We start from the raw sequence: 12593 nt of genomic DNA on the forward strand, positions 1-12593 counted from the left end.
TCGCACAGCTGGCGGGTGGGTCAACCCCGCAGTTCGGCGCCCAGCCGCTCCGCCGCGCAGCGCACGGCGTCGTCGCGGGCGGCGCTGGCCTCGTCCTCGGTCAGGGTGCGGTCCGGCGCGCGGAACCGCAGCGCGAACGTCAGCGACTTGCGCTGCGCTCCGACCTGCGGGCCGGTATAGACGTCGAACAGCCGGACGTCCTCCAACAGCTCACCGGCTCCCGCCCGGATGGCGTCCAGCACCGCCTGCGCCGGCACATCCTCGCCGACCACCAAGCTGACGTCCTGGAATACCGCCGGGAACGGCGACACCCGCGGCGCGGGCAACGTCGCGACGATGGGCATGGCATCCAGATTCAGCTCGACCGCGCAGGTGCCCTTGGGCAGACCAGAGCGCTCGATCACCGCCGGGTGCAGCTGACCGGCATGGCCGACGACCGCGCCGTCGACCAGCACCTCGGCGCACCGTCCCGGATGCCACGGCAGATACTGGGCGGCGCGCAACTCCACCTCGACGCCGCTGGCCCGGCCAATGGTGCGGACCGCTTCGAACGCGTCGGCGGCTTCCACCGGACGCCCGTTGCCCCATGGGCCGCGCGGTTCACGCAAACCGGCCAGCACCGCGGCCACGTGCTGCGGCTGCCGCGGCAGCGACGCATCCAACGCAGCGATCTCGGCGTCGGTGGGACGACGGTCGACGGGGATGAGGTCAACACCGCGGGTCTGGTCGGTGGGCTGCACGACCTGCGCGATAGTGTACAGCGCAACGTCGATGATGCCGCGGGACACGTTGCGCGCCAAGGCTTCCAACAGGCCGGGCAGCAGCGTGGTGGCCAGGTGCGGTCGGTCGGCCTCCAGCGGATTGAGCACCTGTGTGGTTCTACGTCGTGGGTCGTCGGCGGGTAGTGCCCACGCGTCGAAGACACCGGCGGGCAGAAACGGCGTCGGCAGCACTTCGATGTAGCCGGACAGCGCCAGCGATTTGCCGATGGCGCGGCGGCGCTTCTGCACAGCGGTCAGTCCGTGGCCGGCCGGCGCCGCCGGCAGGACCGAAGGGATGACCTCCAACCCCTCCAGCCGCAGCACCTCCTCGACCAGGTCGGCGGGCTGGAGCAGGTCGGGGCGCCAGCTTGGCGGGGTCACCTCCAACACGTCGTCCCCCACCACCGTGGCCCCGATCTGCCTCAGCCGGCGGGCGGTGGTTCCGACGGGATAACGGACCCCGGCCGTCTGGTCGGGCAGGTCGGCGGCGATCCGAATCGCGGGCAACGACCAGTCGTCGACCGGCGGGTCCCCGCGCCAGTCGGTCAACGTCGGAGCCACCTCACCGCCGGCGATGTCGGCCAGCAGCGTCGCGCAGCGGTCGAGCGCTGCCACCGAGATGGCCGGGTCGACCGAGCGTTCGTAGCGGCGGGCCGCCTCGCTGGGCAGGTGCAGGCGTCGCTGGGTGCGCGACACCGCCGCGGGATCCCATACCGCGGCCTCCAGCAGCACGTCGGTGGAGTCCTCGCGCATCTCGGTGCTGCCCGACCCCATCACGCCCCCGATCGCGGCGGTGGCGACCTCGTCGACGATGAGCACATCGGCCGGGTCCAGCCGGCGCTCGATGTCGTCGAGCGTGACGACGGTCTCGTTGGGGCGGGCGAAGCGCACGTCGAAGCCGCCGGTAATGCGCTTGAGGTCATGGGCATGCATCGGATGACCGAGTTCGAGCATCACGTAGTTGGTGGCGTCGACGGCCGGCGAAATGGCCCGGATCCCGCTGAGCAGCAAGCGCCGCTGCAGCCACCACGGCGACACCGCGCCCGGGTCGATCCCGGTCACCGGTCGCAGCGCGAACCGTCGCACCCCGGTGTCGGGTTGCACGGTCAACCGCCAGGCCTCACCCTGCACCGGCAAGGGCGGCACCGCGGCGGGGTCGACGAAGTCCAGGTCGTAGGCGCACGCGACCTCGCGCGCCAGCCCGCGCACCGACATGCAGTAGCCGCGGTCCGGGGTGATGGCCAGGTGAAAAACCACATCGTCGAACCCCAGGACCGCCGCAGCGTCAGCCCCGGGGTCCGCTGTGTCGGAGGGCAGCACCAGGATGCCGGAGTGATCTGCGCCCAAACCTAATTCGGCTGTCGAGCAGATCATCCCATCGGATGTGCGGCCGTATGTCTTGCGCGCGGTGATGGTGAAGTCACCGGGTAGCACAGTGCCGGGTAGCGCGACGACGACCAGGTCGCCGACGGTAAAGTTCGTTGCGCCACAGATGATTTCGCGGGGCTCAGATTCGCCGACGTCGACCCGACAGGCGCGGATCGGTTTCTTGAATTCGGTGAGCTCGTCGATGTCGGTTACCCGCCCGATGGTCAGCGGTCCGCTGACCGGACCGAGCCGGATCACCTCCTCGACCTCGTGACCGATGCGCAGCAGCGTCTGTTCGAGCTCCTCGGGAGACACATCCCAGTCCGGGGCCCCGACGGCGACAACCTCGTGAAGCCAGCTGTACGGCAGGCGCATCAGACGCCCACCCCGAACGGCAGCGAGAACCGCACGTCGCCCTCGACCATGTCACGCATATCGGGAATCCCGTTGCGGAACTGCAGCGTGCGTTCCAGCCCCATGCCGAACGCGAAGCCGGAATACTGTTGCGGGTCAATTCCGGCCGCGCGCAGCACGTTTGGGTTGACCATGCCGCAGCCGCCCCACTCCACCCAGCCGGCACCGCCCTTCTTGTTGGCGAACCACACGTCGACCTCAGCTGACGGCTCGGTGAACGGGAAGAAATGCGGCCGGATCCGGGTGCGGGCAGACGGACCGAACTCGGCGCGGGCGAACGCATCCAGCGTGCCGCGCAGATGGGCCATCGACAGCCCGCGGTCCACCGCCAACCCCTCGACCTGATGGAACACCGGCGTGTGGGTGGCGTCGATCTCGTCGGTGCGGAAAGCGCGACCGATGGAGATGACGTACACCGGCAGCTCGCGCTCGAGCAGCGTGCGTACCTGCACCGGGGAGGTGTGGGTGCGCAGCACCTGGCGGGAGCCGTCCGGCGCGATGTAAAAGGTGTCCTGCTCGCTGCGGGCGGGATGGTCGGCGGGGAAGTTCAGCGCATCGAAGTTGAACTGCTCGGTCTCGACCTCCGGCCCCTCGACCAATTCCCAGCCCATCGCGATGAAGGTGTCGGCGATGTGTTCGGCCAGAATCGTGATCGGATGCCGGGCACCGGTCGGCTGCCGGGTCGACGGCAGCGTCACGTCGATGCGCTCGGCGACGAGCACCGCCGCGTCCCGCTCCGCTCGCAGCTGCGCCAGCCGCTCGTCGTAACTGCGCTGAGCGTCGCCCCGGGCGCTGTTGACGCGCTTGCCAGCGTCGGCGCGGTCGTCCTTGGGAAGTTTGGCGAGTGCCTGTCGCGCCAACGCCAGGAACGAGCGGTCGCCGAGATGCTCGGTTTTGGCCCGAGCCAAGGCGTCGAGATCAGCTGCCGTGGTGAATGCTTGCCGAGCCGCATTGACGGCTTCGGTCAACGCCTCCGGCGAAAGATCGACGGGCTGGTCACCCATGCGGCGACACTCCTCAGGGATGGCTACGACACGGGTGTGACGCAAGTGCAGATCTTATAGGGACGCACCTCGCCGTGGCCTCGCGGTGTCCGCCCCGGATCTCGTATCAACCATGGTCTGCGGGCGAAGACCCCCTGACTGTGCTCTGTGTCGTGTTGATCCTGATCGGCCCGGACGTACTGGCGTTCATTTTGGCGCGAACTGCCGGCCGTGATCCGCTACATCAAGAGCGAAATGATGTGACCGGGAGCGCCGGCCGGGCGCTCAACCGTTCAGTGTGGGCTGCGGCGTGACCACCGACAGCGGCCGACGTGCGCGCTGGTACCGGACGACCGCGTCTGTCCCCAGCGCGCCCAGCACGCCCACTCCCGCGCCGGCCAGCGTCGACCACTCGGTGTGCGCCAGCATCAGGAACCCGAACACTGCCGACACCGCCAACAGTGCGTACCGCACTGGCGTCCATGGGGCCGGCCGCCCGAAACGGCTCGCCACCAGCATGCCCAGCAGCAAGGCGACGGCATGGCCGGCGTCGGTGAACTCGGCGCCCACTGCTGCGGCCGCCGCAGCGGCCGGGATCCAGAAACCGATCCACACCGGACGCCACCGCGGCGGAATGGCAGCGCTCAGCGCGCCCAGCACCGCGACCGCGCCGTAGCTCATTCCCACGTCGCTGGCTCGCGAGATCGACAGCGGCAGCCAACCCAACTTGACGGCCGCGGTGAGACCGGCGGCGACCAGCAGCGTCGCCCCGATGTGTCCGGTCAGGAAGACAACCGTCAAGCGCACCGTGCGCCACGTCAGTTCCGCCAGGGCGAGCAGGCAGACCAGACACGGTAGCCACACGTAGATCGGACCGGAGTCGGAGACCAACGCGCTACCGAGCAAGCTCACCAAGTGACCGTGCGCCAAGTTGTGCAGGTTGGTGCTGGCGTTGCGGATGACCTGCTGTTGCATTTGCGGGCCCAGAATCACCAGCACAATGCTGACCGCTCCGAGCGTTGCCGCATATCCGACGGTGAACCGGACCCGGGCCAGCCGGGACATTATCTGAAGAAACATTGCCACCTACTATGCCGAAGACTCGTCGTCGGCCGAGTCGTCGTCACCTGACAAGTCCCTGGCAGTTTTTAGTCCGTAGATGGCAAGATCCGGCGGAAGCCCAGGCACTTTGCCCGCGAACAGCGGCCGGTGCAACCGTTTGGCGACCACGCCCAGTTCATCCAGATCCGTCTGCGCGAGCTGGTCCAGGGTCGCGCCGGAGACCACCACGCCGCCGCGGGTGGCGCGCTCCATCACCCGCGCAGCGATATTGACGTCGACACCCAGCCAATCGGAGGCCAGCCGCTGCGGCCGCCCGGTGTGGATGCCCACGCGCATCCGCGGGTGGTAACCGTCGACGTCGACCGACTTCACCGCTTGGACCGCGGCACAGCTGGCTTTCACCGCGACGAGCGGGTCGGCGAACACCGCCATGATGCCGTCGCCCATGCGCTTGACGATGTGACCGTCGGCGTCCAGCAGCGGAGGTTCGACGGCCCTGGCGACCTGGCGTAACAACGACAACGTCGCCTCGTCCCCGGCCTTCAACGACCACGACGAGAAGCCCACCAGATCCGTGAAGACCAGGGTCACTTCGGGATTGGCGGGACGCCGCGAAACCGCTTCGGTCAACGCCTGCCACACCTGCAGTGCGCCCAGACTGACCTCACGGGAAGCGCGGTCGCGCTCGCCCAGTAGCCGGCTCGCGGCTCGCGCGGCCGCGCGTGGGCCGCCCTCGCCCGCAGTAGACAGCGGATCCCCGAACTCAGGGTCGCCGGGCAATGCGCGCCGGGCCCGTCGGACAAGCTCGACGACGCGTGGGTTTTCGTTTCGGCTGCGCAACCATTCCGCCACGCTTTGCACTGACATCGCAGGGCGGCGGTTCGATGTGGGAGGTTCCGGCGTGGTCGCCGTTTGCTCGGGCTCGCCGGACTCCGGATAGCGCCCGAGTTCCACGCCGCCCAGGTTAGGCGTTGTCGCGTCGAAGGGGCAATCACCGTGCGCGTGGTGTGCGCCACTGTGCGCAGCAAAACCGCCTGATCACAGGCCTGCGTCAGCGGGATCGACGCTCGGTAACACAGCCGTGCGGCGCACCGGGGAAATCGTAGACAACATATGTTGTCACCTTTATGGTGAGGGACACAGACTCCAGGAGGCCGCCATGACTATCACGTCAGAGACTTCTTCAGAGACTTCTTCAGACACGCGGGCTGCGTCCGAACAGCCGGCAAGTGAGGCAGCGCCGCCCGAGCCGCTGGGGCCGGATTCGCTGACTTGGAAGTACTTCGGCGACCTGCGCACCGGGATGATGGGCATCTGGATCGGCGCGATTCAGAACATGTATCCCGAGCTCGGCGCTGGTGTCGAGGAGCACTCGATCCTGCTGCGCGAACCGCTGCAGCGAGTGGCTCGATCGGTATATCCGATCATGGGCGTGGTGTACGACGGCGAACGCGCGGCACAGACCGCCGAGCAGATCAAGCAGTATCACCACACCATCAAGGGCGTCGACGCGTCCGGCCGTCGCTATCACGCGCTCAATCCCGAGACGTTCTACTGGGCGCACGCAACGTTTTTCATGCTGGTGATCAAAGTGGCGGAATACTTCTGCGGCGGTCTGACCGAGGCCGAGAAGCGCCAGCTGTTCGACGAACACGTGCAGTGGTACCGGATGTACGGAATGAGCATGCGGCCGGTGCCCAAGTCGTGGGAGGAGTTCTGCGAGTACTGGGACCGCGTATGTCGCGAGGAGCTGGAGATCAACCAGGCCACTCTCGACATCTTCAACATTCGTATTCCCAAGCCGAAGTTCGTGATGGTGCCGACGCCGATCTGGGATCAGTTGTTCAAGCCGTTAGCGGCCGGGCAACGTTGGATCGCCGCCGGACTATTCGATCCGCCGGTCCGCGAGAAGGCGGGGATGCGCTGGACGCCCGGCGACGAGATCTTGCTGAGGCTGTTCGGCAAGGCTGTCGAGCTCGCGTTTCTGGCCGTTCCCGACGAGATCCGGCTGCATCCGCGGGCGCTGGCCGCCTACCGCAGAGCGCAGGGCCGAATTCCCGCCGATGCGCCGTTGGTGGAGGCCCCCCGGTTCATGGCGCCGCCGAAGGATCGCCGCGGGCTGCCGATGCATTACGTCCCGCCCCGTCCCAAGAACCTCATCGAACGAGCAGGCTCGTTGGTGCACACCACGTTCTCGCTGGCGGGTCTGCGACCGGCCCGGGGCGGCAAGGCCGCCTGAGGCTAGCCGAGGGCGGCGACCCGCTGCGCCCGGCATTCGCCGCGCTTGCGATCGCCGCTAGCCGAGTGCCTGTGCGCTTTGGTAAAGGCAAATCGCCGCGGCCGCAGCCACATTGAGGCTCTGCGCGTCACCTCTCATCGGTATTCGCACCCGGTGATCGGCCTGTGCGGCCACCTCTGCGGATAGGCCGTGCGACTCCGCTCCGAACAGCCACGCGGTGGGTTTAGCGAGATCGGCGTCATCGAGCCGCAATTCCCCGTCGACGGTGGTGGCCAGCACCTGCAAGCCCGCGGCGCGTAACGCCGCCACGGTGGTCTCCAGTTCGGGCGCGACGATCACCGGGATGGAAAAGATGCTTCCGGCGGAGGCTCGCAGGCACTTGCCGTTGTAGGGATCCACGCTGTGTCCGGCGAGGACCACCGCCGCGGCGCCCATCGCGTCGGCGATGCGGATCATGGTGCCCGCGTTGCCGGGTTCGCTGATTCCGACCGCCACCGCGACCAGCCGGGGCGCGTCAGCCAGCACGTCCTCGACGGTGGCGGCGGGCATGTCGCAGACCGCGACGATGCCCGCTGGAGTTACCGTGTCCGACAAGGCCTTTGCGGCTCGCTCCGACACCAGGCACACCGGAGCACGCTGCCCGGCCAGCAGCCCGGCGTAGCGCTGCGCCGCCGACTCGGTGGCAAAGATCTCCCGGACCAGGCCACGCCGCGAGGCCGCCTCGACCAGATGGGCGCCCTCCACCAGGAAGCGCTGGGTACGACGCCGGGCGACATGCCGGTGCAGCTTGACCGCCGCGACCACCCGGGTCGAGCGTTCGGTGAGCACCGGGTCGAATCCCGCGCGGCTTAGGCGGCCTCTCCGGACGGGGCGTTCACGTCCTGGGGCAGAGCGGCGCGCGCCACGTCGACAAGTGCGGTGAACGCCGCCGGGTCGCTCACCGCGATCTCGGCGAGGTTCTTGCGGTCCACCTCGACACCGGCGGCCTTCAGGCCCTGAATCAGCCGGTTGTAGGTGATGTCATTCGCGCGGGCCGCTGCGTTGATCCGCGAAATCCACAGTTTGCGGAATTCGCCCTTGCGGGCGCGACGGTCACGGAAGGCGTAGTTCAGCGAATGTAGTTGCTGCTCTTTGGCTTTGCGGTAGAGCCGAGAGCGCTGGCCGCGATAGCCTTTCGAGGCCTTCAAGACGGTGCGACGCTTCTTATGGGCGTTGACTGCCCGCTTCACGCGTGCCATTGGGTGTTCCTATCGTCGGGTGGTTGTACCGGTCAGCCGTTGAGCATCTTGTTGACCCGTTTGGTGTCGTGTCGCGACACCTCGGTGCGTCCCTCCAATCGGCGGGTGCGGGTGGTCGGCTTGTGCTCGAACAAATGCCGGCGATTCGCTTTCTGTCGCACGATCTTTCCGGTGCCGGTGCGCCGGAACCGCTTCGACGCCCCGCTATGGGTCTTGGCCTTGGGCATGTTTCCTCAGTTCTGCTGTCGTGTCGGTTTAGGTCTCGGTATCGCCGTTTTGGGGGGGTGGACCGGCGGCTCCACCCGCTTGTTGCGCCGCCCTGGCGCGAGTCTTCGCGCCGCGGTGCGGTGCCAGCACCATCGTCATATTCCGCCCGTCTTGCTTAGCCGCCGTCTCGACGAAGCCGTAATCGGCGACATCGGCGGCGAGGCGCTGCAGCAGTCGGTAACCCAGCTCGGGGCGGGACTGCTCGCGGCCGCGAAACATGATCGTCACCTTCACCTTCGACCCCGCTTCCAAGAAGCGGATGACGTGGCCCTTCTTGGTCTCGTAGTCGTGATCGTCGATCTTGGGACGGAGCTTTTGTTCCTTGACGACGGTTTGTTGCTGGTTCCTGCGAGACTCGCGTGCCTTTTGCGCCGCCTCGTATTTGAACTTGCCGTAGTCCATGATCTTGCAGACCGGTGGTCTGGCGTTGGGGGCAACTTCGACGAGGTCGAGGTCGGCGTCTGCGGCGACGCGCAGTGCATCTTCGATACGCACGATGCCTACCTGCTCCCCTCCCGGGCCGATCAATCGGACTTCAGGTACGCGGATGCGTTCGTTGACGCGGGTCTCAGTGCTGATGGGGCCTCCTGGGCTCGTAGGTTTTTGCGGGCGCGGCCGGGGCCCTGCACTGTCAGGATCAGCGGTCGAATACCACGCCATCAGCAAAAAACCCTGCATAAGCAGGGTCCTGTGCCGACCGGTCGCGGCCCGTTGCCGGAGCCGCCTGCGTTGACCGCAGAATAAGCACTCGAAGTGCCGATGACCGGACCGTTGAGCCTTGCCTGGCCAACGGTGGGAGTGGGACTCCACTTGCTGTCCCTGGCCTTAGCCGGGACGGTCGCGCCGTCAAGTCTAGCAGTGGGTGCGCGGCGACCGCCCACCAGCAGCCGCTTGTACAGGCGATTCCCGGCTGGAGAGAATATCCTCGCGCTCTGTGACCGTGACTGCGCGCCGCCAGCAGAGCCGACCGGCCTCGCGATATCACTGGATGCCCGCCGTCGCCGGCTGGACGGTCGGGGTCATCGCGACACTATCGCTGCTGGCCAGCGTCTCGCCGCTGGTGCGGTGGATCATCAAAGTGCCGCGCGAGTTCATCAACGACTACCTGTTCAACTTCCCCGACACAAGTTTTTCCTGGTCATTCGTCCTGGCCCTGCTGGCCGGAGCGCTGACCGCGCGCAAACGCATCGCGTGGTGGGCGCTGCTTGCCAACCTCGTGACCGCCGCCGGGTGGAACGTCGTCGATCTGGCGGCACCGGTCAAGAGCCTGGTCCAGATCTTGGGCGGAACGATCGGCCTCGCTTTGCATTTGGCCGCGATCGTCTTGCTGTTGTTGGCGTACCGGGAGTTCTGGGCCAAGGTCCGCCGCGGAGCACTGTACAAGTCGGTCGCCGTGCTGCTCGCCGGCTGGGCGGCGGGCATCCTGTTGGGCTGGGGACTGGTCGCTGTGTTCCCCGGGTCGCTGCACCGCGACGAACGGGTCTTCTATGTGGTCGACCGCGTGGTCGGATTTGCCTTGGCCGACCAAGCTTCGTTCGCAGGCCGGCCGCATTTTTTTGTCAACGACCTGTTGGGTCTATTCGGTGGTCTGGCGCTGATCCTGGCCGCCATCGTGCTCTTCCAGTCCCAGCGCGCCGAGAACGCGCTGACCGGAGAGGACGAATCGGCCATCCGCGGGCTGCTCGAGCTGTACGGCCAAAACGACTCGCTGGGCTACTTCGCCACCCGCCGGGACAAATCGGTGGTATTCGCGCCCAGTGGTCGCGCGGCGATCACCTACCGCGTCGAGGTCGGTGTCTGTCTGGCCAGCGGCGACCCGGTAGGCGACCCCCGCGCATGGCCGCACGCCATCGACACCTGGCTTCGGCTGTGCCAGGCCTATGGCTGGGCGCCCGGCGTCATGGGCGCGAGTTCGCAGGGCGCCAAGGCGTTCCGCGCGGCCGGCCTCAACGCCCTGGAGTTGGGCGACGAGGCCATCCTGCACACCGGCGAGTTCAAATTGTCCGGTCCCGATATGCGGGCTGTGCGCCAGGCGGTGACCCGGGCCCGCCGTGCCGGGCTTTCGGTGCGCATCCGCCGGCACCGCGACATCGGTGCCGACGAGATGGCCCGGCTGATCCGGTACGCGGATGCCTGGCGGGACACCGAGACCGAGCGGGGCTTCTCCATGGCGCTGGGCCGGCTCGGCGACCCCGCGGACGCCGATTGTCTGCTGGTCGAAGCGCTACGCCGAGACAACCAGGTGGTGGCGATGTTGTCACTGGTGCCGTGGGGACAACACGGCGTCTCACTGGATTTGATGCGGCGATCCCCCGAGTCACCCAACGGCACCATCGAGCTGATGGTCAGCGAATTGGCCCTGGGCGCTGACCACCTTGGCATCACCCGGATTTCCCTGAATTTCGCCATGTTCCGCTCGGCCTTCGAGCAGGGTGCCCAGCTCGGCGCCGGCCCCGTGGCCCGGATGTGGCGCGGCCTGCTGGTGTTCTTCTCACGCTGGTGGCAGTTGGAGACGCTGTATCGCTCGAACATGAAGTACCAGCCCGAATGGCTGCCGCGGTACGCCTGTTACGAGGACGCCAGGCTGATTCCCCGAGTCGGTGTGGCTTCGGTGATCGCCGAGGGTTTTCTGGTGCTGCCGTTTTCGCGCCGCAACGAACAGCACACCGGGCATCATCCCTCGGTCCCGTCAGTCTTGGTGGAAACCGGGCTTTTACACCACGACGGCTCGGCGCCGGATGTGTCGAGCTTGCGGCGAGACGAGTTGCCAGCCGTCGGCGACCCGCGACGCCGACTTCCCGAGCAGGTGCGGGTGCGACTGGAGAAGTTGAAAGCACTGCAGGACAAAGGTATTGACGCTTATCCGGTGGGGCATCCGCCGAGTCACACGATCGCCGACGCATTGGAAGCCGACGACGAAACGGCCGTATCGGTGTCCGGACGAGTGCTGCGCATCCGTGATTTCGGCGGCGTGCTGTTCGCCCACCTACGTGACTGGTCAGGCGAAATGCAGCTGCTGATGGACAGTTCGGTTCTGCAGCGGGGCAGCATCTCCGATTTCACCAAAGCCATCGATCTCGGTGATCTCGTCGAAGTGGGCGGGCACATGGGATTCAGCAAGACCGGAACCCGGTCACTAATCGTGCTCAACTGGCGGCTGGTCGGAAAGTGTCTGCGTCCGCTGCCCAACAAATGGAAGGGACTCACCGACCCGGAGGCACGGGTGCGCAGCCGTTACGTGGACCTAGCGATCAACGCCGAATCCCGTAAGCTGATCGCAGCGCGCAGCAATGTGCTGCGCGCCATCCGGGAAACATTGACCGCCAAGGGATTCCTTGAAGTTGAAACTCCGATGCTGCAGCGGATCCACGGCGGTGCTACCGCCCGTCCGTTCATCACCCACATCAATACCTATGACCTGGACCTGTACCTGCGCATCGCCCCCGAGCTGTACCTGAAGCGGCTTTGCGTCGGCGGTGTGGAGCGAGTCTTCGAGCTGGGCAGGGCGTTTCGCAACGAGGGAGTCGACTTCAGCCATAACCCGGAATTCACTTTGCTCGAGGCCTATCAGGCTCACGCCGACTACCTGGTGTGGATTGACGGTTGCCGGGAACTGATCCAGAACGCGGCGACGGCGGCCAACGGCGCGCCGGTGGTGATGCGGCCCCGGCCGGACGGCGACGACACCGGACTAGAACCGGTCGACATCTCCGGCGCATGGCCGGTGAAGACAGTGCACGACGCCGTTTCGGAGGCGCTTGGCGAACACATCGATGCCAGCACCGATTTGGCCGCGCTGCGCAAGCTGTGCGATGCCGCGGCGATCCCCTATCTGGCTCGATGGGATGCCGGTGCGGTGGTGCTCGAACTCTACGAGCACTTAGTCGAGGCGAAAACCGAACAACCGACCTTCTATATCGACTTTCCGACATCGGTGTCGCCGTTGACCCGACCGCATCGCAGTAAGCCCGGCGTAGCCGAACGTTGGGACCTGGTCGCCTGGGGCGTGGAGCTGGGTACCGCTTACAGCGAGCTGACCGACCCAATCGAACAGCGCCGCCGCCTGCAGTACCAGTCATTGCTCGCCGCCGGCGGCGATCCGGAAGCGATGGAGCTCGACGAGGATTTCCTGGAGGCGATGGAGTATGCGATGCCACCCACCGGCGGGCTGGGCATGGGCGTGGATCGTGTCGTCATGCTCGTCACCGGGCGCAGCATCCGCGAGACTTTGCCGTTCCCGCTGGCCAAGCCCCGTTAACCC

At 66.9% G+C, this 12593-nt stretch carries 10 protein-coding genes; 2 read left to right on the plus strand and 8 right to left on the minus strand.

Going from position 1 to position 12593, the window contains the following annotated elements; all coding sequences use genetic code 11:
• Positions 1 to 20: 20 nt before the first annotated feature.
• The 4 genes from pheT to MSP7336_RS17925 form a co-directional block, all read right to left on the minus strand.
• Positions 21 to 2504, minus strand: a complete 2484-nt coding sequence (pheT, locus tag MSP7336_RS17910) for a phenylalanine--tRNA ligase subunit beta (RefSeq protein WP_113964255.1) — start codon at positions 2502 to 2504, stop codon at positions 21 to 23.
• Positions 2504 to 3547, minus strand: a complete 1044-nt coding sequence (gene pheS, locus MSP7336_RS17915; RefSeq protein ID WP_069397644.1) for a phenylalanine--tRNA ligase subunit alpha — start codon at positions 3545 to 3547, stop codon at positions 2504 to 2506. The genes pheT and pheS overlap by 1 nt, the downstream gene beginning before the upstream one ends.
• A gap of 264 nt (positions 3548 to 3811) precedes the next feature.
• Positions 3812 to 4606 carry a rhomboid-like protein gene (locus tag MSP7336_RS17920; protein WP_113964256.1) on the minus strand — a complete coding sequence of 265 codons (795 nt, stop codon included), beginning with the start codon at positions 4604 to 4606 and terminating at the stop codon, positions 3812 to 3814.
• A gap of 9 nt (positions 4607 to 4615) precedes the next feature.
• Positions 4616 to 5542 (minus strand): adenylate/guanylate cyclase domain-containing protein, encoded by a 927-nt coding sequence (locus tag MSP7336_RS17925; protein ID WP_220178576.1) that lies wholly within the window; start codon positions 5540 to 5542, stop codon positions 4616 to 4618.
• A gap of 205 nt (positions 5543 to 5747) precedes the next feature.
• Here MSP7336_RS17925 and MSP7336_RS17930 point away from each other — a divergent pair, with 205 nt between their 5' ends.
• The gene (locus MSP7336_RS17930) at positions 5748 to 6827 is read left to right on the plus strand and encodes an oxygenase MpaB family protein (protein WP_113964257.1); all 1080 of its coding nucleotides are present in this window, start codon (positions 5748 to 5750) and stop codon (positions 6825 to 6827) included.
• Between the two features lie 57 nt (positions 6828 to 6884).
• On the opposite strand, the gene MSP7336_RS17935 is transcribed toward MSP7336_RS17930, so the two are convergent.
• The 4 genes from MSP7336_RS17935 to infC are packed head-to-tail and all read right to left on the minus strand — an operon-like array spanning position 6885 to position 8911.
• Entirely contained in the window at positions 6885 to 7655 is a 771-nt protein-coding gene (locus MSP7336_RS17935; protein WP_113964258.1) for a TrmH family RNA methyltransferase, read from the minus strand.
• Between the two features lie 20 nt (positions 7656 to 7675).
• Positions 7676 to 8065 (minus strand): 50S ribosomal protein L20, encoded by a 390-nt coding sequence (gene rplT / locus MSP7336_RS17940; RefSeq protein ID WP_069397648.1) that lies wholly within the window; start codon positions 8063 to 8065, stop codon positions 7676 to 7678.
• A gap of 32 nt (positions 8066 to 8097) precedes the next feature.
• The gene (rpmI, locus tag MSP7336_RS17945) at positions 8098 to 8292 is read right to left on the minus strand and encodes a 50S ribosomal protein L35 (RefSeq protein WP_069397649.1); all 195 of its coding nucleotides are present in this window, start codon (positions 8290 to 8292) and stop codon (positions 8098 to 8100) included.
• 28 nt (positions 8293 to 8320) lie between these two features.
• Positions 8321 to 8911: a translation initiation factor IF-3 gene (gene infC / locus MSP7336_RS17950; RefSeq protein WP_113965036.1), complete on the minus strand. Its 591-nt coding sequence runs from the start codon at positions 8909 to 8911 to the stop codon at positions 8321 to 8323.
• Between the two features lie 409 nt (positions 8912 to 9320).
• On the opposite strand from infC, the gene lysX reads away from it, so the two are divergent.
• Positions 9321 to 12590, plus strand: a complete 3270-nt coding sequence (gene lysX / locus MSP7336_RS17955; protein ID WP_069397651.1) for a bifunctional lysylphosphatidylglycerol synthetase/lysine--tRNA ligase LysX — start codon at positions 9321 to 9323, stop codon at positions 12588 to 12590.
• The last annotated feature ends 3 nt before the right edge of the window (positions 12591 to 12593 follow it).

It is taken from the genome of Mycobacterium shimoidei (genome assembly GCF_900417275.1).
Taxonomy (GTDB): Bacteria; Actinomycetota; Actinomycetes; order Mycobacteriales; family Mycobacteriaceae; genus Mycobacterium; species Mycobacterium shimoidei.